The sequence below is a fragment of the Allofrancisella heilbronnii genome (assembly GCF_000710735.2).
Classification (GTDB): Bacteria; Pseudomonadota; Gammaproteobacteria; order Francisellales; family Francisellaceae; genus Francisella; species Francisella frigidaquae.
In genome coordinates, this window is the sequence record NZ_CP144673.1 from 817,849 (window position 1) to 842,422 (window position 24,574).

Genomic DNA, 24,574 nt, shown 5'->3' on the forward strand with positions numbered 1-24,574 from the left:
TTATAAGCTTTTATATCTTCTTAGAGCCCTTTCTCTAGATACCTTGAGGTTAACTATTGGTTTTGGATAAGTTTCACCTAGCGTAATTTTGGCTTCTTTTAACATAGCTTCACTAGCCTCACATGGCTTTATCAAATATTTGTCTGGTAAATTTTTTAATTCTGGTACAAATTTGCGAATATAATCATACGCTTCAAATTTTTCTGCTTGCAAAACTGGATTAAATATTCTAAAGTAGGGCGCTGCATCAAGTCCACAGCCAGCTACCCATTGCCAATTAGCATTATTACTAGCAAAATCCGCATCAAAAAGAGTATCAAAAAACCATTTTTCACCTTCTTTCCAGTGTATTAAGCAATTTTTAACCAAAAAGCTAGCGGTTATCATACGTACACGATTATGCATATAGCCAGTTTGCCAAAGTTGACGCATACCTGCATCTACTATAGGTATGCCTGTTTGTCCATGTTGCCATTTTTTCAGTAGATTTTGGTCACTTTGCCACCCAAATTTATCAAATTTGAGGTTTATATTCCTATAATCTAAATTAGGATAGTAATAAGCTTGATAATAACAAAAATCACGCCAGACTAGTTCTTTTATAAAATGCTCTTCATTTTTGCCTGTTAAATCTAAATTTTGTACAGCATTATAGAGCTGATTTGGTGATATTTCACCAAAGTGTAGGTGTGGCGATAAGTTTGATGTTGCATCTAAACTCATATAATCACGAGCTACTTTATAGTCTTTAATTTTTTCATCCAAAAATCGCTCCAATATATTGACAGCTGCTTCTTCACCAACTTTCCACTGTTTGATAATTTCTTGCCATGAGTGTTTTGGTTTTAGTAGTCCTAAAGAATCTAGACTAACTGCCTTAGCTAATTTTGTAAGCTTTTTAAATTTTGGTTTTCCAAGATTTGGTCTATTTCCTCTAGTTTTAATAAGTTCTTTATAAAATGGTGTATAAACTTTATAGTGTGTGCCATCACCTTTTTTACATTGCCATGGTTCTATAAGTAAACTGCCATTGAAGCTTTTAACATTTATATTATGTTCTTGGAGAAGTTGCTTAATTTGAGTGTCTCTATCGACACTATATTTGTCATAGCATCTATTCCAATAGAAGTCAGTAATATTATTTTCTTTGACAAGTGTTTTTACAATTTCAAGAGGATTACCTATATAGGTATTAAGTTTGTTATTAAGAGACTCATTTAGCTTTGTTAATGAGTAGTGTAACCATAGTTTACTTGCTCCACCAATAAGGCGCTTTTCATCAAAAATATATATAACTATAGTTTCATCAGCTTGGCTTGCGTGACTAAGAGCTGGGTTATCAGCCAGGCGTAAATCTTGCCTAAACCAGTGGATAGCAATTTTTTTCATAGTTCTTGGATGAGTATTTTGTGTAACATTTCAACGTGAGCTTGAGAATCGTTTAAGCATGAGATTAGACTAAATTTTTCGCCACCATTTTTTATAAAATTTTGCTTTTCTGTAATAGCAAGTTCTTCTAGAGTTTCTAAGCAATCAACACTAAATCCAGGCGCTATTAAAACAACTTTTTTATTTTGTTTAGCAAAATTTTCTAACTTTACTGTAGTGTATGGTTCTAACCATTTTTTAGGCCCAAATCGTGATTGAAAAGATAGCTCAAAATCCATATTTGGATATTCAGTCTCTAAAGATTCTTTAACTAAACGATAAGTTTTATGACAATGGCAATAGTAAGGGTCGCCAGCATCAAAATACTCTTTTGGCAAACCATGAAATGAGAATAAAACTGTATCTGGGATATAGCTTAATTTTTGCAAGTGTTGACTAACCTGTTGACTAATAGCTTCAATATAATGTTTATTATCATAATAAGGGTTTATACCTTTTATAGTTGGTTGCCATCGAAGTTTGGTTAAAACTTTATATACTTGGTCATAAACTGTAGCTGTAGTAGTAGCAGAGTATTGTGGATATAGTGGAAATATTGCTATTTCAGTAGCACCTTGCTCCTGTAGAGTTTTAATTTTAGCCTCAATACTAGGATTACCGTATCTCATGGCGTAGTCGACGTGGTTTTCAAGCCTTTGATTTAGTTTTTTAGCTAGGTTTTCTGTATATAGTAGTAAAGGTGATTTGTTATATTCCTTGTTCCAAACTTTGTTATAGTTATGAACATTCTTTTTGGAGCGAATAGGTAGGACTATAAGGTTTAAAATTAGCTTCCATAAAATAGGATTAGCTTCTATAACTCGTTTATCTGATAAAAACTCTTTAAGATATTTTTTTATGGATTTTATATCATAATTATCAGGTGTCCCTAGGTTAACTAAAAGAATAGCTTTTTTGTTATATTTCCCATTATATTCTTGCATTTGTTTGATTAGGTATGAGTTTGCCTAGAAATTATTTTAACAAATAATATTTCTCTAAGAGTTAAATTTTTTTCATATAAGTAGCAAACAGGTTATAATGGAAAGTAGGCTAATAAGTCTTTGTAAGGAGATATATTATGAAAAAATTAACTTTAATAACAATAGGAATCCTAAGCTTGGGTATGAGTTATGCCTACATGCGCCCAGCTGATCCATATAATATGTATGATGGTCCAGAGGTTAAAGAAGAGCGTGCTGAAGGTGCTGCATATGTGCCGCCAGATAGAGAGTTTATAAATTCTAGATATGGCGAATATATAGATAACAGAGAGACTGAATTTAGTCCATCAGATGATGCAAACAGACTTTTTTGGTCTTATAGTCAGCCATAATATATTGTATAATAACTTTCAATTTAATTAATTTCTAGAATATAGCTTTAAATGCAACAGTGGCACCAGTTACAATTTGAGATAAAATCTAATTTTTTTGACCTTGTTGAAGATTATCTTTTTAATAATGGGGTTGGATCTATAACTAAGATTGATAAGCCAAATGATATTGTTAACGTTATAGTGTTATATGAAAATCATCATAATATAGATATGATAATAGCTACTCTTGAAAAAGAGTTTGAGAATATCTTAGAAAGTCAGATTGATTATGAGGTTATCAAAGACCAGCAGTGGGAAGCTGCCTGGCTATATGATTATGAACCAATAAAAATTGGTGAAAATATTATAGTGTATCCAAACTGGCGTGAATTGCCTAAAGATAATAAAGCTACGTATATAATAGTTGATCCAAGTATTGCTTTTGGCTGTGGTAATCATGAAACCACTAAAATGTGTCTTGAGTGGTTAGAAAAGCATGTAACTAAAGATTCTCTTGTTTTAGATTATGGCTGTGGTACAGGTATACTTACTATTGGAGCAATTAAATTAGGTGCTAGTTATGCTCAAGGTATAGATATAGATCCTAATTCTCTTGAATCTTCACAGAAAAATGCTAAAGAAAACGGAATTGTTGATAAGATACATTTTAGTGATAAGCCACCAACACAAGAATTTGATCTGATTGTAGCAAATATTTTTTCAAACGTATTAATAAGTTTAGTTGAAAATATAGCTGGTAGTCTAAAGCAATGTGGAAGACTTGCTCTATCTGGAATCATAGAAAATCAAGTTGAAGAAGTCCAGGAAGTATTTGTTAAGCATGGTATAATTTTTAACTCACCTAAGCAGATGGGACAGTGGTTTTTATTAGATGGTATAAAAAAAGAGCTTTAAAATGCTAATATCGAAATAGAAAATAATGTTGTACTTGCTTCAATGACTGGGTTTTGTGATAGTGTTTTTGTCAATTTGTAAAACATTGACATCAACAAAAAAAAGACCTATAATTATGCTCGATTTACTCGCATAGCTCAGTTGGTTAGAGTACTACCTTGACATGGTAGGGGTCACTGGTTCAAATCCAGTTGCGAGTACCACAGACAGTGGTTTAATTTCATAAATTGCCTACAGTAAATTTTCTTTTATTTCTAGTTTATTTTCTGAGCAATTGTTTTGTCCTTACACTTATTACGCCGCAAAGCATTGCATAAAAGGCATTAATTAATACTGGCACTATATAACCAAATATTATAAAAAATATAGCATCAATATGAAGAACCACTTCCGATGAAGAGACTTGTAGATATGATTGAGCCCAAGCTATAAATTCTTCACTAAAAAATAAAGTAGGAGCTACTTGGATTTTAGTTGTAAAAACTATGTTGCATAAAGCTCCTACAAAGATTCCTGGATCAGTTATCAGATTAGTATAATCAAGGTTGCTTATTTTAAATAACTTATAGTATACAATTTGTAAATGGTTGTATTCGCATAATATGAATACTGCAAAAAAAACTACTATATAAATCCTGAAATTTACAGGTGGTAGTTTATTTATTAGATAAAGTTTGATAGCTAGTAAAACCATTATTGTAGCTATGAAAGCACTAGTAAAGAATATTGCATTTATGTAAGAGCATAACACTAGCATAAATGAACAAAAAATCATCCAATTAAAAAGTTTCCATATCTTAGGTTTTAGATAATTTTCAGTATTAATATCTAATAAATCTCTATCTTTAGTCATTGTAATTAAATGTTTTATTAACAAATTAGCAATTATGGGCTTTTAAAAATCCTTTTAAAAGATTATAGTATACAAAATATCAAAAATAATTAAAACTATGAAAAAAACTATAACTATACTAATAGTAGGGATAATTTGTTGGGGCAGTGTATCTGCTATGGGAAAGCATAACACACCTTCGTTAGATCAATATAGAACAAAGATTACCAATATTGATCAAGAAATTATTAGGCTAATAGCCCAAAGAGAACAAATAGTAAAACAAGTAGGTAAATATAAGAAAAAACATAACTTAGCTGTATATGACCCAGACAGAGAAGCAAAGCTTAAAAAAACTCATGAAGCTATAGCTATGCAGTATGATGTTTCGCCTGAGCTTGTAAATAATGTCTTTGATGTGATAATCTCAAACTCCAGAGATTTAGAGAAAAAAGTTTAAAAGTATATAATAAAAAAAAGGAAAATATAATGAATAGCATTTATGATTTTAAATTAACAGCAAACGACGGTTCAGACTTTTATCTACCTAAGGATAAAGTTTTATTGGTGGTGAATGTAGCTAGTAAATGTGGCTTTACGAAGCAATATAAAGGTTTACAGTATTTGTATGAAAAATACCCTGATTTAGAGGTTATAGCCTTTCCTTGTAATTCATTCGGTGGTCAAGAACCAGGAACTGATGTTGAGATTAAAGATTTTTGTGAGACTAACTATAATGTAACGTTTCCAATTATGAAAAAAACAAACGTTAATGGTAAAGACGCAGAACCATTGTTTGTGTATTTAAAAGAACATGCTAAAGGTGTGCTTGGTACAGAAAGAATAAAATGGAACTTTACAAAATTTCTTATAAGTAAAGATGGTGAAACTATAGAGAGATTTGCACCTAAGGATATGCCGGAAGATCTTATCCCAGATATCGAAAATTTTATAAAAGACTAATTTTTATTCATCACTAAATTCCTTTAGAAATTATATAAATAGTAATTTCTTGCAATCTTGATCATATTGCTCATAGGGATATACCAATTTATTCCTACAAATACACCATTATTTACTCTATTATATTTAATAAAGCTCTAAATTAAACTCACCAAAGCTATGTGTTTTCTTACTCAAAAGCAAAATCGTAATATAGAAGAATATGCTATTGCTAAGGGTATAAACCTTATAGAATACGCTTCTGATGAAATAGTCAAGCATATAATGGCAAAATTCTCACAAGATACAAAAATACTTTTTATAGTCGGTGCTGGTAACAATGGTAGTGATGCTATCGCTGCAGCTATCAAACTTTATAACAAAAATTATAATGTTAATGTCTATAGAGTCTTCCAAAAAGCTCACCCAGAAAATCAAAACTATTACCTTGAATTTTCTAAACTTAAATCTCCATTGGTAAACATGCCTAACATTAGTAATTATGATGTAGTTGTGGACGGTATATTTGGCATAGGTCTTGATAGAGATTTGCAAAATGATATTTTAGAAGTAATTAGATCTGTAAATAATAATTCTAAATATACGTTAGCTATAGATGTTCCTAGTGGATTAGGTGCTTTTAATGCTAAAGTGTATAAAGAGGCAATTTTAGCAGATGAAACTATTACGTTTTTAGCAGATAAACAAGGCTTGCACAGTGCGGAGGGTTTAGATTATGCAGGCAAGGTCACAGTTGCAAAGCTAATAGATAGTTCGTTTATAAAGTTAATACCAACACCTTACCAAGTTTATAAAAATAAAATTCAAGATATAAATCTAGATATTATCTTAAGAAAGAAGAAAAACACCAATAAAGGTAGCTATGGTAGCCTAGCAATAGTTGGTGGTAATATAGGCATGGATGGAGCATTACAGCTAGCTGGAATTAGTGCTTTATATAGTGGTTGTGGTAAAGTCACATTAACACCATTAGATATTGACTTTAGCCCTGATATTAATACACCTGAGCTTATGACCAAAGATTTAGAAAGTACTATTAAAAAAATAGCAACTTATACTAGTTTAGCTTTAGGTATAGGGTTTGACACAACTAAATATTCCCAAGAAATTCTAGAGAAAATCATAGATAACATAATCCAACCAGCTATATTTGATGCTGATGCATTAAATATAATTGCTAAAAATTCTCAAATTAGAGAAAAATTTATAAAGCTAAAAAATAAAATAATAACGCCACACCCAGCAGAAGCAGCTAGATTACTGGATTGTAGTACTCAGAATATTCAAGATGACAGGTTTGAAGCAGTTAGAAAGCTAGCACAAAAGTATAATTCAACTGTAGTACTAAAAGGAGCTGGTAGTTTAATCTGCCAGGAAAATATTATTTATATAAATTCTACTGGTAATCAAGGAATGGCAGTAGCAGGGCAAGGCGACGTTTTATCTGGAATTATAGGGGCATTTTTAGCTCAAGGTTTAGACACTTTATCAGCAAGTAGGTTGGCTGTATATGTCCATGGCTTAGCAGGTGATAACTTAGCTAAAAAATTTGGTGGTTATATAGGCGTCTTGCCTAGTAGGGTAGCTAGGGAAGTTTGTAAGGTTTTGAATGAGTTTTAGTTCAGCATATTAAGTCAAAACTTACGCTATGTTTAGACTTCCTGATATTTTATGGAAGGAGATCTAAGCTGTTGTTGCATATAATCATCCAATAATCCTAACTTCAACTGATATATTTAATCCGAAATATTTTCGCTAATGTGTTATAATAAATCAAAAAAGATGCCAGCTTATAGCCAAGATTTTAGAGATATAGTAATTAACCTCAGTTCGGAATTAAAAGCGTTGTAAATTAAGAGCATGTTGAAATCTAATGGCGCCAAGCACAAATTTTGAGCCTTACTTTTCCTCGAAGGTTTGCGGAATAGACTTTCGCTCTTGACTTATACTTTCTTCATCAATCTCATAATTATTTATATAATTAGAATTCTCATTTTCTTCCTCCATATTATCATCAACCGCAGTATAGAATTCGCTTTCCATATCTAAATTAATTTCATCGTCGTATTTAATAAATGATTTGTTTTTCTTGAAATTATGTTTCCCGTGGTAGTATTTTTTTTCTGAGTCAGGATCCCCTCTTTTTAATCTACCTATGATTTGTTGCGTCGCTCTATAGTTAGTCTCTTCTTTAGTATTAATAATAAAATCTAAATTTGGTATGTCTGTACCAAGTTGCAACATTCTATCAGCTAAAATTATTAAATTACTATCATTTCTTATTATTTCTGAATAAGTGTTCCTAGCTACTTTTGAATGAACTTCAATAATTTTTCTATCATCCAAAAGATGCTTAGTAAAATAATCTTGCAATTTGTTAGCATAATCTTTTATGTTTTTAATACCACTTAAAAAAATTAAGCCCTTACCATGTTCTTCTCTTAAGATATTACATATATTTTTAAATATGGCATTATCACCATTAAAGTCCTTTTGGATCTTTGTGACATTTGGAATAAGTTTAAGCTCATCAGTAGCTTTTTTAGTACTTAAAGAATAATCATAAGGACCAAAAGAGTAGGGCGTAGCTGAAAATAATATATTTTTAGTACTTAACAAACCCTCATGTTCTTTATTAGGTTTAAAATATATATGCGACTCATCAAATATTCTTGGAGTATCTGGATATGTATTTTTGTTTCTTGCTAAAAAAATCTTAAATGAATCATAACAAAATATATATCCAAATCTATGGTTATATAGATGATTTCGGTCAAGCATTTTTTCACAAATAGCTTTCTCGCCTGACATTATTTTTAGAAATGGGATGTTTATATCTTTATATTCCGTCAAATCTTTTTTGAAGGAATCAAATATTTGATTAACTATATCAATAGTTGGCGCAATTATAAAAACACTCCTACTTTGTAGTAAAGACAATGCCGAATACAAGATAACCTTAGTTTTACCTGTCCCAGTAGGCATTCTTATGTTTATGATTTGTTTGTCTGATTTATTTATAATATCGGCAGCTTCTGCCTGGGGGACACGAAATTCTTTAAATATTTTTGATGTAACGTTATCATAAACGTTGGATTTATTTTTTTGAGAATCAAATTTTAGAGAATTCTTTTTATAAAAATCTAACACAAATATTTTTCTATAGTCTTCATAATATTGTCTTTTAGTTTCAATTGCTTTTGTTACAGTTGTTTTTAGAGTATCAATAACAAACTTTCTCAAATCTGTGCTGCCATTAGTATCAACTAAGAGCCAATCATTGGCAGTCGTTAAGTTAATTAAAGACTCTTTTTTAGAATTATTAGTAGTAAACATTGATCTTTCATAACCAATAGTTTCTTGATTTAAAATTCCTATACTATCCATAATTGACTTTGTATTATCAGATTTATATTTGCATTTATATAAAAACATTATGCTAAATAGCATGTAGTAATCTTCTAAAGGAAAATGAACTTCTTGATTATTTAAATTAGGTAATAAGTGTTTAACTTCTCCTTTAAAAGAGGAATCTAAAATCTCAAATATTTCTTTGCTATTTATAAAATGGATTTTTGAAGGGAATCTTAAATTTATACCATAGATATTATTCATCCCTGTAATAAAAGATCCTATTTCCTTACATTCTTTTCTCAAAAAGTCATATAGACCATCCCAATCACAATTTCTTTCAGTGCTTGATGATATAACTGTATTAAAATGAACAATAGACTTAATATTATCGTCCATCATTATAAAATCATTTAATTTAAAATGCTTAGCAAAATGTAATATAGCTGCTCTACGAGTTGTGATATTTTTCTCTTTATTATAATCTCCAGTTATCTGGTAGCTTAGTGTTGTGCCACTGATATTGTTTCTTTCAGATAAATGAATTACAGGAACAATTATAGTTTTAGTAGATTTATTAGGTACAAAGCTACTATTCTGAGATATTCTCCCAGCACAGACGAATATAATTTGCGTATTATCCTTTATTTCAAAATTATATTGAAAGGTAAATTCACAAACCGCAATATTTTGATATTTATTTTGTTGATTAAATAAGAATTGTGTTGTCTCATAATAATGAGCAGATAGTTTGCTGAGGTCATTTTCTCCAATCTTTTTCTCAAAAACTTTCTGAACTGGATCTAATCCTTTTAAATATTTATGACTTACCGGAGGTAATATAAGTTCTAGGTTTATATCTTCTTTATCAGATCCAAAGCCATGCTCTTTCGTTTTATGATTACGAAGAGAGGTATGATTATTAAATTCTTGGTCACACTCGTTACATATAAAACCAGAGCCATGAGCTAGTTTTTTATGATTATGAAGAGCAGTGGCATTAGTAAGTATTTGGTTACACCCCGGCTCTTTACATATAAAACCAGAACCATGAGCTAGTTTTTTATGATTATGAAGAGCAGTGGCATTAGTAAGTATTTGGTTACACCCCGGCTCTTTACATATAAAACCAGAACCATGATCTTTTATTTTATGATCCCTAAGAGTCGTGTTATTATTAAATACTTGGTTACACTCTTTACATATAAAACCAGAACCATGAGCTAGTTTTTTATGATTATGAAGAGCAGTGGCATTAGTAAGTATTTGGTTACACCCCGGCTCTTTACATATAAAACCAGAACCGTGCTCTTTTATTTTATGCTGCCTAAGAGGAGTTCTACTATTAAATTTTTGGTTACAATCTTCACATACAAAACCAGAACCATGATCTATTTTTTTATGATTACGAAGAGAAGTATGATTAGTAAATTCTTGGTCACACTCGTTACATACAAAACCAGAGCCATGATCTTTTACTTTATGACTATAAAGAGCAAAGCTATTATTAAATACTTGGTTACACCCCGGCTCTTTACATATAAAACCAGGACCATGATCTTTTATTCTGTGATCCCTAAGGGCAGTGCTACTATTAAATTCTTGGTTACACTCCGACTCTTCACATACAAATATTGCCACAACCTGCTCCTTGATTGCTCTAGATAAAGATAGCTCTAAACATCAACTGGTTGGATGTTTTGTCGATCTTTTATTTTATACAAAAAACTGTTGAATTAATACACTATTTTCCTTTAAATTAGGTTTTTGAAAAATACAAAGAAGCACCTTTATATTAGCCATTTTTGACTAATATAAAAATTGTGAGATTCACAGACACGTTTTATCCATGATCTTATGCTAGATCTAATCTAGCAAGTTAATCAAGAATTTACTCAATTATTTGGAAAGTCCCAGAAAGAGCTTTACTCTTCCTCGAAAGTTTGCGGGATAGACTTTCGCTCTTGACTTATACTTTCTTCATCAATCTCATAATTATTTATATAATTAGAATTCTCATTTTCTTCCTCCATATTATCATCAACCGCAGTATAGAATTCGCTTTCCATATCTAAATTAATTTCATCGTCGTATTTAATAAATGATTTGTTTTTCTTGAAATTATGTTTCCCGTGGTAGTATTTTTTTTCTGAGTCAGGATCCCCTCTTTTTAATCTACCTATGATTTGTTGCGTCGCTCTATAGTTAGTCTCTTCTTTAGTATTAATAATAAAATCTAAATTTGGTATGTCTGTACCAAGTTGTAACATTCTATCAGCTAAAATTATTAAATTACTATCATTTCTTATTATTTCTGAATAAGTGTTCCTAGCTACTTTTGAATGAACTTCAATAATTTTTCTATCATCCAAAAGATGCTTAGTAAAATAATCTTGCAATTTGTTAGCATAATCTTTTATGTTTTTAATACCACTTAAAAAAATTAAGCCCTTACCATGTTCTTCTCTTAAGATATTACATATATTTTTAAATATGGCATTATCACCATTAAAGTCCTTTTGGATCTTTGTGACATTTGGAATAAGTTTAAGCTCATCAGTAGCTTTTTTAGTACTTAAAGAATAATCATAAGGACCAAAAGAGTAGGGCGTAGCTGAAAATAATATATTTTTAGTACTTAACAAACCCTCATGTTCTTTATTAGGTTTAAAATATATATGCGACTCATCAAATATTCTTGGAGTATCTGGATATGTATTTTTGTTTCTTGCTAAAAAAATCTTAAATGAATCATAACAAAATATATATCCAAATCTATGGTTATATAGATGATTTCGGTCAAGCATTTTTTCACAAATAGCTTTCTCGCCTGACATTATTTTTAGAAATGGGATGTTTATATCTTTATATTCCGTCAAATCTTTTTTGAAGGAATCAAATATTTGATTAACTATATCAATAGTTGGCGCAATTATAAAAACACTCCTACTTTGTAGTAAAGACAATGCCGAATACAAGATAACCTTAGTTTTACCTGTCCCAGTAGGCATTCTTATGTTTATGATTTGTTTGTCTGATTTATTTATAATATCGGCAGCTTCTGCCTGGGGGACACGAAATTCTTTAAATATTTTTGATGTAACGTTATCATAAACGTTGGATTTATTTTTTTGAGAATCAAATTTTAGAGAATTCTTTTTATAAAAATCTAACACAAATATTTTTCTATAGTCTTCATAATATTGTCTTTTAGTTTCAATTGCTTTTGTTACAGTTGTTTTTAGAGTATCAATAACAAACTTTCTCAAATCTGTGCTGCCATTAGTATCAACTAAGAGCCAATCATTGGCAGTCGTTAAGTTAATTAAAGACTCTTTTTTAGAATTATTAGTAGTAAACATTGATCTTTCATAACCAATAGTTTCTTGATTTAAAATTCCTATACTATCCATAATTGACTTTGTATTATCAGATTTATATTTGCATTTATATAAAAACATTATGCTAAATAGCATGTAGTAATCTTCTAAAGGAAAATGAACTTCTTGATTATTTAAATTAGGTAATAAGTGTTTAACTTCTCCTTTAAAAGAGGAATCTAAAATCTCAAATATTTCTTTGCTATTTATAAAATGGATTTTTGAAGGGAATCTTAAATTTATACCATAGATATTATTCATCCCTGTAATAAAAGATCCTATTTCCTTACATTCTTTTCTCAAAAAGTCATATAGACCATCCCAATCACAATTTCTTTCAGTGCTTGATGATATAACTGTATTAAAATGAACAATAGACTTAATATTATCGTCCATCATTATAAAATCATTTAATTTAAAATGCTTAGCAAAATGTAATATAGCTGCTCTACGAGTTGTGATATTTTTCTCTTTATTATAATCTCCAGTTATCTGGTAGCTTAGTGTTGTGCCACTGATATTGTTTCTTTCAGATAAATGAATTACAGGAACAATTATAGTTTTAGTAGATTTATTAGGTACAAAGCTACTATTCTGAGATATTCTCCCAGCACAGACGAATATAATTTGTGTATTATCCTTTATTTCAAAATTATATTGAAAGGCAAATTCGCAAACCTGAATATTTTGATTAATATCTTGGTATTTTATACTTTGTTGGTTAAATAAGAATTGTGTTGCCTCATAATAATAAGCAGATAGTTTGCTGAGGTCATTTTCTCCAATCTTTTTCACAAAAACTTCCTGAACTGGATCTAATCCTTTTAAATATTTATGACTTACTGGAGGTAATATAAGTTCTAGGTTTATATCTTCTTTATCAGATCCAAAGCCATGATCGTTTGTTTTATGATTACGAAGAGTAGTACGATTATTAAATTTTTGGTTACAATCTTCACATATAAAACCAGAACCATGATCTTTTATTTTATGCTCCCTAAGAGCATTGTAATTATTAAATTTTTGGTTACACCCCGGCTCTTTACATATAAAACCATGACCATGACCATGATCTTTTATTTTATGCTGCCTAAAAGCAAAGTCATTATCAAATTTTTGGTTACACCCCGGCTCTTTACATATAAAACCAGAACCGTGCTCTTTTATTTTATGCTGCCTAAGAGCAAAGTCATTATTAAATTTTTGGTTACACCCCGGCTCTTTACATATAAAACCAGAACCGTGCTCTTTTATTTTATGCTCCCTAAGAGGAGTTCTACTATTAAATTTTTGGTTACAATCTTTACATATAAAACCAGAGCCATGCTCTTTTATTTTATGATTACTAAGACCCCTGCTATTATTAAATTTTTGGTTACACCCCGGCTCATTACATATAAAACCAGGACCATGATGGTTTATTCTATGCTCCCTAAGAGCAGTGCTACTATTAAATTCTTGGTTACACTCCGACTCTTTACATACAAATTTTGCCACAACATGCTCCTTGATTGCTCTAGATAAAGATAGCTCTAAACATCAACTGGTTGGATGTTTTGTCGATCTTTTATTTTATACAAAAGACTGTTGATTTAATACCCTATTTTTCTTTAAATTAGGTTTTTGAAAAAAAATACGGTGATGTCATTACTTAGTATTTAGGTGTATAATTCTTACCTAAAAAGTATGGTAAAAGTTTCTTTAGAGTGTATACATTGTGAATCTACAGATGTTATCAAGGTTGGTAAAAACAAAAGTCCTAGTAATCCTGAGGGCACACAAAGATACAAGTGTAAAAACTGTATGAAGAATTTTCAGAAGGACTATAGACATTTAGCTAGATTGCCAGCAATAAATAGCTCAGGCACAAGGGATACAGCTAGAGTGCTTGGGTATAGGTAAAGACACAGTTACAAGAACTTTAAAAAAGAAAGCAAATATCTCAAGAGTAAATTTTAATTTACTTTCAAATACTGATGAAGTTATATTAATTCCATACATGGAGCTAGATGAACAGTGGTCTTTCGTACAAAATAAAAACCAACAGAGATGGCTATGGTTAGCAATATGTCATACAACAAGTAAAAGTAGTAGCATATTGTTTTGGTAGAAGAACATATAAATCTTTTGAAGAGTTATTATCTTTGTTGAAGCCTTTTAAAGTAAAATTGTGTTTTAGTGATGATTGACAGGCTTATTCAGCATGCATTCCTGAAAAGCACCATCAAATAGGAAAAAGAAACACACAAAAGATTGAAAGAAAGTTTTTAACTTTTAGAACTAGAATTAAAAGGTTATGCAGAAGAACTATATGTTTTTCAAAAAGTATTCTGATGCATGATATTGTGATTGGATTTTTTATAAACAGGCATGAATTTGGACTTAAATGCTAAATGGGGACACTACCAAAAGCTTTAAAAATATAAAAAATTGAAGATTTTACGTTTTACTCTATGTAGAATAACCTTACTGTCAATTTTTGCAACACGGTCAAAATATCTTTTATGTTTAAAAATAAACCAAATGAATTAGATGAACTAAATGGAATTATTAAAGAATTTATTACATATATTTATAAATTTCCAAATGATTTTTCCAAGATCTTGATTAGAACTGCAGAAAATGCAATTAGAGAGCATGAAGGTTATGGAGTGTATAAGGCATTTTTCAATACCATAGGAGATAATAATAGTAAAATTAGACAAGCATTATTAGATCATAATAAAAAAATGAATACATTCCCTCCATTAAAGCCTTTAGCTAATCCAAATAATATAAATATTGATAACCTGCCAAATGAGGCACCACGAAAAGATTTATTTAACGAGTGTATCTCCACAACTGTATTTATTGGTTCTATAGGGAATTTTAACGTTGGAGGTATGCTTTACGATACATCATCGTTTAATACCAAGTTTTATGCTGAATTACTGACAAATACTATTATTCCTAATATTTATAAGTCAGTAATCTCTCAAAAGGCTAACAAAATACATAATATCCTTTTAAACTACCTTCCTAGTGATGGGATTATTGAAATAGATGAAGAAATTTCTCCTAGCAATAAAAAACCTAGTGTCCCCCTAAGTGGTATGGACGAACATAAAGCCCGTATGGAAAAAATTTTAAAAGGGCTTATAACTAAGCTTGATAACCAGATTCAAAACAATCCTCCTCCAAAAGGTAAAAGCGCTGCTGATGAGCTTGCTGAACTTGAAAAATTTTATAAAAATAATATATTAAAAGATTTCTGATTAACTTTATGAAATTACTAATAATAGATTGCTATAGTAGTTGTTAAACGGAAATAGCAGAAAGGTCTAGCAGTATTCTAACTCTAGCCTTGCTCTTCTATTGAACTAGTACTTTCATTTTTTAAAGGTTTCTTACTCTTTTTAACTTTAGTAAAAGGCTTTTCAGAAAACTTCATAGCTGGTTTAGTTATAAGTTGACCATTTTGATTTTCACCATACCATTTTTTATCTTCTTTGGTATCAGTTTTAAATTCTTTTAAAAGCAGTAAGTATTTTTTCCAGCATTCTGCTTTTTCAGAAGGAGTTATGCCATCATCTACAGTGATTTTTTGCCATGTTTTTGCATTATCTTTAGAAACTTGGTAAGTGATCAAACAGTAGTTACTAGGTTGAGTTATTGCAACTTCTTGTTTGGAAGGTTCTTCTACTTTAACTGCCTTTATAAAATGGTATATAAGGAAGGATGTAATTATTATGATAGTTAAAACTATAGTTATGACTAATTTTTTTTTCATTTTCCGCTCTATAATAATTATATTTGTTAGCAATTATATACTAATTAAGTATAAATACGATTAGTAGAGTTTATTTTAGTAGATAAAATAGTTTATAATGTTAAGTATTTTGAATAAAGAAGCGATAGCTATTTTATTGTTTATTAAAGGTAAGTATCTGTATGATTACAACAAAAGAATTACGTAATAAATTTATAGATTATTTTAAATCAAAAAATCATAGTCATCAGCCAAGTTCTTCTTTAATACCCTTTGGCGATGAAACTTTACTTTTTACTAATGCTGGGATGGTACAGTTTAAAGATGCGTTTTTAGGTATTGAAAAAAGAGATTTTTCAAGAGCTGTCACTGTACAAAAATGTTTGAGAGCTGGTGGTAAACATAATGATCTTGATAATGTTGGTTATACTGCTAGGCACCATACATTTTTTGAAATGTTAGGAAATTTCAGCTTTGGTGATTACTTTAAAAAAGAAGCTATTAGCTTTGCTTGGGAATTTTTGACTAAAGAGATTAACCTACCTATAGAAAAGCTTTGGGTAACTATTTATGCTAGTGATGATGAAGCTTTTGATATTTGGCATAAGCATATTGGTTTAGCAAAAGAAAGAATCATTAGGATAAACTCATCTGATAATTTTTGGTCAATGGGTGACACTGGACCGTGTGGTCCATGCACAGAGATTTTTTACGATCATGGAGAACATATTGCTGGTGGTTTACCTGGAACTCCTGAAGAGGATGGTGATAGATATATAGAAATATGGAATATTGTATTTATGCAATATAACCGTCATGCAGACGGTAGCATGACAGAACTACCAAAGCCGTCTGTAGATACAGGTATGGGACTTGAGCGTATAGCTGCGGTGCTTCAACATGTAAATAGTAATTATGAAATTGACTTATTCCAAGCATTAATTAAGAAAGCTCAACAAGTAACTAACGCTTTAGATATAAATTCACCATCTCTAAAAGTGGTTGTAGATCATATTAGGTCATGTGCTTTTTTAATAGCTGATGGAGTATTGCCATCTAATGAAGGTAGAGGGTATGTACTTAGAAGAATCATCCGTAGAGCTATACGCCATGGTAATAAACTAGGTGCTAAAGAAGTCTTTTTCTATAAACTTGTTAACGAGCTAATAAATCAAATGGGACAAGCTTACCCAGAGCTTATTAACAAGAAAGATTTGATAGAAAAAACTTTAATTAAAGAGGAAGAATTATTTTTAAAAACTGTTGAGAATGGTATAAAAATCTTTGAAAATGAAATACAAAATATAACAGGGGATACTATTTCTGGGGAGATAGCTTTTAAGCTATATGATACTTATGGCTTTCCTTTGGATCTAACAGCTGATATGGCAAGAGAAAAAGGTCTTAAGATCGATGAAGAAGCCTTTCAGCAGCATATGCAGCACCAAAAACAGCGCTCTAAAGAAGCTGGAAAATTTAGTGTGGATTATAATGATGTTATTAGCTCACAGACAAAAACAGAGTTTAGAGGTTACTCAACTTTAATTGAAGATGCTAAAGTTATAGAAATATATACATACGGTAAACTTGTTCAAAGCCTAGATAGTAGTGATAACACAGTGGTAGTTGTACTCAATAAAACATCTTTTTATGCTGAATCTGGTGGGCAAGTTAGTGATAAAGGTATATTAGAAGGAGTAGGTTTAGAATTTATTGTTGAGGATGTACAAAAATCAGGTCCAGCAATTTTGCATATAGGTAAACTAGTAAAAGGTTCTCTAAATATCAATGATGAAGTCACTGCAAGGGTGAATGATAAAATAAGAATAGCTACAGCAGCTAATCATAGTGCTACTCATTTACTACATAAAACACTAAAAATTATATTAGGTAACCATGTAGAACAAAAGGGCTCATTGGTTGACGCTAAAAGATTAAGATTTGACTTTGTTCATGATCAAGCTATATCACGTCAGCAAATTCAAGAAATTGAAATTTTAGTAAATGCTCAAATCAGAGCTAACTTTTTGGTTTCTGTTATTGAAACTACTCAAGAAAAAGCAAAAGCAATGGGTGCAGAAGCACTATTTGGAGAAAAATATGGTGATATAGTACGTGTGATATCTATAGGAGATTTTTCTACAGAATTATGTGGAGGCACTCATGTTAATCGTACAGGAGAGATTGGATTATTCAAAATAGTATCAGAAAGCGGCATAGCCGCAGGTGTCCGCAGAATAGAAGCAGTAACAGCCGATCAAGCTATTAAAAATACTCTAGAGGCAGAAAATTTGCTTTTTAACATTAAAAATACTCTAAAATGCAATGATATTAATATCCTTAGCAAACTATATTCTTTACAAGAACAACTAAAAACTCAAGAGAAGCTAATTTCCAAGTTAAAGAAAGATCTTTTATCAGGTTCAAATAGTTCTATAAAAGAAACCAAATATGATGATATAACTTTAATTATAGCAAATATTAATGACGTTGATATAAAAACACTGCGTGAAAAAGTAGATGACTATAAAGCAAAAAATGATAAAGTCGTAGTGGTACTTAGCACTATAATTGCTGGTAAGGTTCAGTTTGTAGTAGGCGTAAGCAAATCTATTACCTCTTTAATAAAAGCTGGAGACATTGCCAAATATCTAAGTGAATACATAGATGGTAAAGGTGGTGGTAGACCAGATATGGCTCAAGGCGGTGGTAATAATTCTCAAAATATACAAATAGCTCTAGAGCTAACACAAAAATTTATTTTATCCAACTTAAACTAAGAGCAGGAAATTTTGAAATTAGTACGAAAGTATTTTTTAATAATACTACTAAATGTATTTATTCTATATACTAGCTATGCTGCAGATACTATTGCTGACTATAATCGTACGATACAACAGTCTATAAATAATTCGCCTCAATATAAGTATATAGGATATCAGCTTGATTCTCGTCAAATGAATCCAGCTATCCAGCTGGGCAGATTATTGCCAAGAATAGATATTTCTGGAACTATAAGTCAAAACAATATATTACAAGGTAGAAATAGCCAATCATACATTCAAACAGGGCCTTACAACTCAATAAAAGGTTTAGTCAGTTTAACCCAACCTTTATATGATTATGGCGCCTATAAAGATTTACAATCTGCCCAAGAAACAGCACAATTTGCTCAGCAAGACTACAGAACAAATTATCAACAATTTTTGTATGATGTTAGTTATGCTTATTTTAATTTAGCTAAAGCTATAAAGAATGTTGAGTACACAGCATATAATCGTAAAGCTGCTAAAACAAATCTAACTGAATTAGAAAATAAGTATAATGCTGGAGCAACAGATGTAGCTGATTATGAGACATCTAAAGCAAACTACTATATAGCTGATGCTGATTACGCTTCTGCAAAACGAGAAGAAAAAGTTGCTCGTGCTGAATTACGCAAATTTACTAACAATGATGATGATGTTGTAATATACGGTAATGAATTTGAACTTAAAAACCCTTCTCCATCTTCAGAAGAAGAATGGGAAGAGCTAACTATGAGAAGTAACCCAGCATATTTAAGTTCTATACACACTAAAGAAAGTAAATTCTATAACTATCAGTCAGCAACTAGCCCATTTATGCCAAAGGTTAACTTTGAGATAAAGTATTCACCAGGTTATAATTCTATTACATCCCTAGGCAACCCAATTTTTGATAATTTTTTACCGGCAAGAGGCGCTGTTGATGCTTTTTATTTTGGAATAAATTTAGAATGGAACATTTTATCAGGTGGTACTAACTTTGCTGAACTTAAAGAAGCAGCTTACAATTATCAGTCATCAGAATTTGATATGATACAAACAGGAAGGGTTGCTCAAAATGATGCTATGTATGCTTATAGATTTGTAGAGTTAAGAAAAAATAAAGTTTTTTCATTAAGAGAATCTGCTGCTAGTGCTAAGATCGCTTATGAAAAATATAAAGAAAGATATGATCAGGGTACAACTACCATTACTCAATATTTCATATTATTAAACCAATATTACCAACGCCTTATAGAGCTAAATAATGCTGAATTTGATTACATTTTAGGATTTTTAAGCTTATATAAAACTGCTGGTATATTAACTACAAAAACGGTAGAAGATTTTAATGAATGGTTGTTGTTTAATCAAAAGGTGGAGTTATAAATATGTACATATCAACCCAACTAAACTGCTTTATTACAGAAAAAGATACAAAGTTGTATCCTATTTACTTGGTTAAAAAAAATAATCTTGAGAATTGGGTTACTAATCAAAACCAATTTACGCAAAAATTTATCCAAAACTCTCATTTAGGAGAAAAGCAATCGACTTTAATTATTCCTAATTCGGCTGGCGATATAGATAGAATTATATGCATAGTAACCGATGATATGTTTTCTATAGCAAACCTACCCAACCAGTTAGTTAAAGGAAATTACTATATAGAGTATTCTGAAATAAGTGATTTAGCTCTTTATTATATAGGCTTTGCATTAGGAGCTTATAGATTTGGGAGATACCTTTCTTCAAAGAAAAATGTTAATGAAGTTAAAATATTATTGCCTAATGAATACAGTTATATCTTACCGGAAATAGAAGCAAGTTATATCGTTAGAGATATGATTTCTACACCAGCTGAAGATATGGGTCCAGCTGAGATATCAGCAATTATAAAAAAAATAGCTAATAAATTTAATGCTAGTTTTGATGAAGTAGTAGGTCAAGAACTTGCTAATCAGGGTTATATGGGTATTTATAGTGTAGGAAAAGCAAGCCATAGAGAACCTCGTTTAATTAGGCTAAACTGGGGCAATAAAGAAAATCCTAGAATCTCTATAGTTGGTAAAGGTGTAACTTTTGATACAGGTGGTTTAGATATAAAACCTGCTTCTGCTATGCAACTTATGCACAAAGATATGGGTGGAGCTGCTAATGCTATTGGTTTGGCTTATATAATTATGAAACATCAACTACCAGTACGCTTAAGTTTAAGTATACCAGCTGTAGAAAACTCTATAGATGCTAAATCCTTCCGTCCAAGTGATATCATAAAAATGAAAAATGGTACTACTGTTCAAGTTACGAACACCGATGCTGAAGGTAGGTTAATATTAGCAGAACCTCTCTACGAGGAATCACAAAAAAATCTGGATTTATTATTAGATTTTACGACCTTAACAGGAGCTGCTAGAGTTGCAGTAGGAACTGAAATCTCTGCATTCTTTAGTAACAATGATACCACCGCTAGCGAACTATACACCCATAGTCAAAGTACTCAAGATTCGATTTGGAGGCTTCCATTAGCTACTTGCTACAAAAAAAACCTAAAAAGTGACTTTGCAGACTTAGTACATGCCGATTTATCGCCATATGCAGGAGCTACTAAAGCAGCTTTATTTCTAGAGCATTTTTTAGGAGACAATCCACCAAACTGGATTCATTTTGATATAATGGCGTGGAATTTATCTTCTACAGCTGGTAAGCCAGTTGGTGGTGAAATGATGGCTGTTAGAGCAGTTTTTGCTATGTTAAAAACTAAATATTCAAAAAAATAAATTATTTTTCTAAAATTTTATGGAGGCATTTTAGTCATGACACAATCAGTATTAGAGCAGTTAAAAAAAGTATCTAGAGTAGTTGCAGATACTGGAGATTTTGAACTAATCAAAAAATATAAACCAGTTGATGCAACCACAAACCCAAGCTTAATTTTAAAAGCTGTAAAAGACAAAAAATATGAGTATCTATTGGAAAAATCTATTTCTCAAGTTAAACAGAACTTTCCTACTCTTGGTCAAGAAACGTTAATACAAGAAGCATTAATAGAAATACTAGTGGTTTTTGGATCTAAGATATTAGAAGTTATCGAAGGAAAAGTATCTAGTGAGGTTGACGCAAGAGTTTCTTTTAGCACTGCAAAAACTATTGATTATGCAAAAAAAATAATATCTAGGTATGAGCAAAATAATATTTCTAAAGATAGAGTCTTAATCAAGATAGCAGCAACTTGGGAAGGTATCAAAGCTGCTAAGATTCTAGAAAAAGAGGGTATCAACTGTAACTTGACTCTTATATTTGACAAAGCTCAAGCTCAAGCATGCGCTGAAGCTGGTGTATATCTAATTTCTCCTTTTGTCGGTAGAATTACAGACTGGCAAGTTAAAGAGAATAATTTAAGTGAGTTTCCAGCTGTTGAAGGAGATCTTGGTATTAATTCTGTTAAAAGTATTTATCAACTATATAAAACTCATGGTTTTAAAACTATAGTCATGGGTGCTAGTTTTAGAAATACTAATCAAGTCATGGCTTTATCTGGTTGTGATGCTTTAACGATTTCACCAGCACTACTAGAAGAATTAGCAAACAAATATGAAAAGTTGGATACTAGTTTGTCTAACAGTATCGAAGTTATAAAACAAACTCCAACTCTTACAGAAGCTGAGTTTCGCTGGCAATTAAATGAAAATTCAATGGCTACAAACAAATTAGCTGAAGGAATCCGTTTATTTGCAAAGGACACTATAGAACTAGAAGATATTATTAAAAAGAGTTTTTAACCAAACTTGTGGAGATAAGTCATGAAAAAAAAACTTTTAGTATCAATGTTATTTTGTAGTTTAGCATCGCTTGGGTTTAGCGATTTGTCTAATAGTGTAGACAGTAATAGTTATATCAATAACATGCTACCTAAAAAAGTACAGTCTCCTAAGCAACTAAACAATAATATGAAAGATATAGAATCTCAACGTAAGAAAATAAAAAAAATGAAACCAAAAATTAAAGAAAATAACATAGATGGGGGACAACAAGAAATTGATAATATGCCGCCTCCAATCAGGCCAAATGGGATGCCACCACGTGCTAATAATCAACAATCCTCTATGCCACCACATCGAAAAATCGATGCTCAACAAAAGGGCGCAGATGATGAATATAGCAATTTAACTACAAATCTACAACCCCCAAAAAAACAAGTGTCTGAAAATATGCAACACAATTTGAATCTACTTTCTGATGAGGATAGAAAGCTAAACCGACAAATGATGTTCGATGGACCACAAGAAGGTTTCCAAAACAATAAACCCAGAGGTATTTAAATGTTGTAGTAATTGACAGCACTAATGTTAATCTATTTTACACTTATTAATTCCATTTTCTTTAAATAACGTTTTCTATACGCCATAAAAAATAATACTGGCAATAAAGCTATTATTAGAGAGATAGACAAAGAAATTATAAATTCTATCGGGTTATCATACATATTATCTGGTGGAACAAATCCAACCAATATACATATTGTAGTACCCATAATTCCAGCTGCACAAACAACCAGCATTCCAAACTTACCAAATGGAATACGAAAGTCTTCTTCATTTTTTAGAGGCGTTTTATTTTGTAGCTTTAATTTGATAGCTGCTAAAAACATTACTAAATACATTAAAGAATATATCTGTGTACTAAGGGCTGTTAATAACCAATAATAAGCTTGAACGGAGGGAACTAATTCAAGTAGAAAACATATTATAGTCATAATAATTGCTTGTAAAATTAAGATGCCATTAGGTACATCATGTTTATTGGTTTTATCTAAAATTTTCGGTAAAAAATGGCTATCTGCAGCTTGTAGCAAACCTCTTGCTGGGGATATCATCCAATTAATCATAGAACCAACTGATCCTACAATTATCATTATACCCAACAGATAGTAAAAAAATATCGGAATACTAAAGCTATCTAAGTACACTTTAAAAGCTTTAATAGTACCATGAACAACATCTATATCTGACTGAGGAAAAATAATACTAACTGCTAACGCGCCTAATATCATAGTAAAAATTATAAACACTGTAGATATTAACAAAGCTAATGGAAAATTTTTTTTAGGGTTGGCAACTTTTGTAATGTGAACCGTTGCTAACTCTAGTCCTAAAAATGAAGCTATGATGGCTGTTAAACCCATCCATGAATCAGTAGAGTTTAAGCTAGGAGTCAAATTATCTAAACTAAAGTGTAACTGAGTAGGGTAGTTAGAAGTTAACCATATCAAAGCGAATATTACCATAAGCATCATTGGAATAACCATACCAAAAAACGTACAAATACTAGCAAAGATAGCAGATATTTTTAAGCCATTTAAATTAATTATAGTTAAAGACCAAAACACTATCGTTATAAATATGACCGTAAATTTTATATTTTGAGCAAAGTCAGGATTAAATAGATATGCAACAGTTCCAGCTAGAAACGTCAAAATGCTTGGAAACCAAATAAGTGTATTAATCCACTGAAACCAAATAGCTAACATTGCCATATTTGGTCCGAAAGCTTTCTTAACCCAGCCATATACCCCTTCTTCACCTTTATTTGTGTATGTAGAAGTCATTTCAGCAGATACTAAACCCACAGGAGCTAAAAATAAAATTACAGCTAAAAGAAAAAAGAAAAAGATGTAGGTACCAGAAGTTGCTGTTGATGGTAAGTTTCTAATATTATCAATTGCACCTGTCATTAATAATATTAATAATAAAATACCAATCTTTTCTTTACCAAATACTTTATTTGCCATAAAAACAAAAAACTAAAAAATTAAACATAAAAGTTATAGTACATTAAAATAACATAAATTAG

The 24,574-nt window shown here is 30.7% G+C and carries 20 protein-coding genes, 1 tRNA gene and 1 pseudogene; 15 read left to right on the forward strand and 7 right to left on the reverse strand.

The features are described 5' to 3' along the window. Together FRA_RS03790 and hemH are read right to left on the reverse strand one after the other, a co-directional pair. Entirely contained in the window at positions 1 to 1,389 is a 1,389-nt protein-coding gene (locus tag FRA_RS03790; protein ID WP_035719041.1) for a cryptochrome/photolyase family protein, read from the reverse strand. Continuing rightward, positions 1,386 to 2,372, reverse strand: a complete 987-nt coding sequence (gene hemH / locus FRA_RS03795) for a ferrochelatase (protein WP_035719042.1) — start codon at positions 2,370 to 2,372, stop codon at positions 1,386 to 1,388. Before hemH ends, FRA_RS03790 begins: the two co-directional genes overlap by 4 nt. A 137-nt stretch (positions 2,373 to 2,509) precedes the next feature. Here hemH and FRA_RS03800 point away from each other — a divergent pair, with 137 nt between their 5' ends. The 3 genes from FRA_RS03800 to FRA_RS03810 all read left to right on the forward strand — a co-directional run bounded on the left by FRA_RS03800 (position 2,510) and on the right by FRA_RS03810 (position 3,864). Further along, complete coding sequence (locus FRA_RS03800) at positions 2,510 to 2,764, forward strand: hypothetical protein (RefSeq protein ID WP_035719043.1); 255 nt, start codon at positions 2,510 to 2,512, stop codon at positions 2,762 to 2,764. Between the two features lie 51 nt (positions 2,765 to 2,815). Then, entirely contained in the window at positions 2,816 to 3,661 is an 846-nt protein-coding gene (gene prmA / locus FRA_RS03805) for a 50S ribosomal protein L11 methyltransferase (RefSeq protein ID WP_035719044.1), read from the forward strand. Between the two features lie 126 nt (positions 3,662 to 3,787). Then, positions 3,788 to 3,864, forward strand: a tRNA-Val gene (locus tag FRA_RS03810). Between the two features lie 56 nt (positions 3,865 to 3,920). On the opposite strand, the gene FRA_RS03815 is transcribed toward FRA_RS03810, so the two are convergent. Further along, the gene (locus tag FRA_RS03815) at positions 3,921 to 4,514 is read right to left on the reverse strand and encodes a hypothetical protein (RefSeq protein ID WP_245313676.1); all 594 of its coding nucleotides are present in this window, start codon (positions 4,512 to 4,514) and stop codon (positions 3,921 to 3,923) included. 97 nt (positions 4,515 to 4,611) lie between these two features. On the opposite strand from FRA_RS03815, the gene FRA_RS03820 reads away from it, so the two are divergent. From FRA_RS03820 to FRA_RS03830, 3 genes are all read left to right on the forward strand, one after another. Then, entirely contained in the window at positions 4,612 to 4,953 is a 342-nt protein-coding gene (locus FRA_RS03820) for a chorismate mutase (RefSeq protein WP_035719046.1), read from the forward strand. A gap of 29 nt (positions 4,954 to 4,982) precedes the next feature. Continuing rightward, positions 4,983 to 5,456, forward strand: coding sequence for a glutathione peroxidase (locus tag FRA_RS03825; RefSeq protein WP_035719047.1), 474 nt, complete (start codon positions 4,983 to 4,985; stop codon positions 5,454 to 5,456). Positions 5,457 to 5,615: 159 nt separating this feature from the next. Beyond that, a complete protein-coding gene (locus tag FRA_RS03830) occupies positions 5,616 to 7,076 on the forward strand; it encodes a bifunctional ADP-dependent NAD(P)H-hydrate dehydratase/NAD(P)H-hydrate epimerase (RefSeq protein WP_035719049.1) in 1,461 nt (486 codons plus the stop codon). Positions 7,077 to 7,355: 279 nt separating this feature from the next. Here FRA_RS03830 and FRA_RS03835 read toward each other — a convergent pair whose 3' ends face one another. Together FRA_RS03835 and FRA_RS03840 are read right to left on the reverse strand one after the other, a co-directional pair. Further along, a complete protein-coding gene (locus tag FRA_RS03835; protein ID WP_464110840.1) occupies positions 7,356 to 10,448 on the reverse strand; it encodes a DEAD/DEAH box helicase in 3,093 nt (1,030 codons plus the stop codon). Between the two features lie 284 nt (positions 10,449 to 10,732). Further along, positions 10,733 to 13,684 carry a DEAD/DEAH box helicase family protein gene (locus FRA_RS03840; protein WP_035719067.1) on the reverse strand — a complete coding sequence of 984 codons (2,952 nt, stop codon included), beginning with the start codon at positions 13,682 to 13,684 and terminating at the stop codon, positions 10,733 to 10,735. Between the two features lie 189 nt (positions 13,685 to 13,873). Here FRA_RS03840 and FRA_RS03845 point away from each other — a divergent pair, with 189 nt between their 5' ends. The 4 genes and pseudogenes from FRA_RS03845 (at position 13,874) to FRA_RS03860 (ending at position 15,441) form a co-directional block, all read left to right on the forward strand. Next, entirely contained in the window at positions 13,874 to 14,089 is a 216-nt protein-coding gene (locus tag FRA_RS03845; RefSeq protein WP_035719069.1) for an IS1/IS1595 family N-terminal zinc-binding domain-containing protein, read from the forward strand. Then, complete coding sequence (locus FRA_RS03850) at positions 14,076 to 14,297, forward strand: IS1 family transposase (RefSeq protein WP_321174097.1); 222 nt, start codon at positions 14,076 to 14,078, stop codon at positions 14,295 to 14,297. Before FRA_RS03845 ends, FRA_RS03850 begins: the two co-directional genes overlap by 14 nt. Then, positions 14,260 to 14,580 (forward strand): annotated as a pseudogene (locus FRA_RS03855) (IS1 family transposase). Before FRA_RS03850 ends, FRA_RS03855 begins: the two are co-directional and overlap by 38 nt. 111 nt (positions 14,581 to 14,691) lie before the next feature. Beyond that, the gene (locus tag FRA_RS03860; protein WP_035719072.1) at positions 14,692 to 15,441 is read left to right on the forward strand and encodes a hypothetical protein; all 750 of its coding nucleotides are present in this window, start codon (positions 14,692 to 14,694) and stop codon (positions 15,439 to 15,441) included. Positions 15,442 to 15,524: 83 nt separating this feature from the next. Here FRA_RS03860 and FRA_RS03865 read toward each other — a convergent pair whose 3' ends face one another. Then, complete coding sequence (locus FRA_RS03865) at positions 15,525 to 15,956, reverse strand: hypothetical protein (RefSeq protein WP_051686748.1); 432 nt, start codon at positions 15,954 to 15,956, stop codon at positions 15,525 to 15,527. A 161-nt stretch (positions 15,957 to 16,117) separates the two neighbouring features. Between FRA_RS03865 and alaS the strand changes: the two genes are divergently transcribed. The 5 genes from alaS to FRA_RS03890 are packed head-to-tail and all read left to right on the forward strand — an operon-like array spanning position 16,118 to position 23,043. Further along, positions 16,118 to 18,715, forward strand: a complete 2,598-nt coding sequence (alaS, locus tag FRA_RS03870; protein ID WP_035719073.1) for an alanine--tRNA ligase — start codon at positions 16,118 to 16,120, stop codon at positions 18,713 to 18,715. A gap of 12 nt (positions 18,716 to 18,727) precedes the next feature. Further along, positions 18,728 to 20,110: a TolC family protein gene (locus FRA_RS03875; protein ID WP_035719074.1), complete on the forward strand. Its 1,383-nt coding sequence runs from the start codon at positions 18,728 to 18,730 to the stop codon at positions 20,108 to 20,110. A gap of 2 nt (positions 20,111 to 20,112) precedes the next feature. Beyond that, entirely contained in the window at positions 20,113 to 21,501 is a 1,389-nt protein-coding gene (locus FRA_RS03880) for a M17 family metallopeptidase (protein WP_035719075.1), read from the forward strand. Between the two features lie 36 nt (positions 21,502 to 21,537). Further along, positions 21,538 to 22,503, forward strand: a complete 966-nt coding sequence (gene tal / locus FRA_RS03885) for a transaldolase (RefSeq protein WP_035719078.1) — start codon at positions 21,538 to 21,540, stop codon at positions 22,501 to 22,503. A gap of 21 nt (positions 22,504 to 22,524) precedes the next feature. Then, positions 22,525 to 23,043 carry a hypothetical protein gene (locus tag FRA_RS03890; RefSeq protein ID WP_035719079.1) on the forward strand — a complete coding sequence of 173 codons (519 nt, stop codon included), beginning with the start codon at positions 22,525 to 22,527 and terminating at the stop codon, positions 23,041 to 23,043. Between the two features lie 32 nt (positions 23,044 to 23,075). On the opposite strand, the gene FRA_RS03895 is transcribed toward FRA_RS03890, so the two are convergent. Further along, on the reverse strand, positions 23,076 to 24,512 hold the full coding sequence (locus FRA_RS03895; RefSeq protein ID WP_035719081.1) for an APC family permease: 1,437 nt from the start codon (positions 24,510 to 24,512) through the stop codon (positions 23,076 to 23,078). Positions 24,513 to 24,574: the final 62 nt, after the last annotated feature.

Coding starts and splice junctions, on each gene's coding strand:
- FRA_RS03890 (WP_035719079.1), top strand. CDS start 22,525: ATGAAAAAAAAACTTTTAGTATCAATGTTATTTTGTAGTTTAGCATCG.
- FRA_RS03830 (WP_035719049.1), top strand. CDS start 5,616: ATGTGTTTTCTTACTCAAAAGCAAAATCGTAATATAGAAGAATATGCT.
- FRA_RS03825 (WP_035719047.1), top strand. CDS start 4,983: ATGAATAGCATTTATGATTTTAAATTAACAGCAAACGACGGTTCAGAC.
- FRA_RS03845 (WP_035719069.1), top strand. CDS start 13,874: ATGGTAAAAGTTTCTTTAGAGTGTATACATTGTGAATCTACAGATGTT.
- FRA_RS03895 (WP_035719081.1), bottom strand. CDS start 24,512: ATGGCAAATAAAGTATTTGGTAAAGAAAAGATTGGTATTTTATTATTA.
- prmA (WP_035719044.1), top strand. CDS start 2,816: ATGCAACAGTGGCACCAGTTACAATTTGAGATAAAATCTAATTTTTTT.
- FRA_RS03815 (WP_245313676.1), bottom strand. CDS start 4,514: ATGACTAAAGATAGAGATTTATTAGATATTAATACTGAAAATTATCTA.
- alaS (WP_035719073.1), top strand. CDS start 16,118: ATGATTACAACAAAAGAATTACGTAATAAATTTATAGATTATTTTAAA.
- FRA_RS03865 (WP_051686748.1), bottom strand. CDS start 15,956: ATGAAAAAAAAATTAGTCATAACTATAGTTTTAACTATCATAATAATT.
- FRA_RS03820 (WP_035719046.1), top strand. CDS start 4,612: ATGAAAAAAACTATAACTATACTAATAGTAGGGATAATTTGTTGGGGC.
- FRA_RS03790 (WP_035719041.1), bottom strand. CDS start 1,389: ATGAAAAAAATTGCTATCCACTGGTTTAGGCAAGATTTACGCCTGGCT.
- FRA_RS03800 (WP_035719043.1), top strand. CDS start 2,510: ATGAAAAAATTAACTTTAATAACAATAGGAATCCTAAGCTTGGGTATG.
- hemH (WP_035719042.1), bottom strand. CDS start 2,372: ATGCAAGAATATAATGGGAAATATAACAAAAAAGCTATTCTTTTAGTT.
- FRA_RS03880 (WP_035719075.1), top strand. CDS start 20,113: ATGTACATATCAACCCAACTAAACTGCTTTATTACAGAAAAAGATACA.
- tal (WP_035719078.1), top strand. CDS start 21,538: ATGACACAATCAGTATTAGAGCAGTTAAAAAAAGTATCTAGAGTAGTT.
- FRA_RS03860 (WP_035719072.1), top strand. CDS start 14,692: ATGTTTAAAAATAAACCAAATGAATTAGATGAACTAAATGGAATTATT.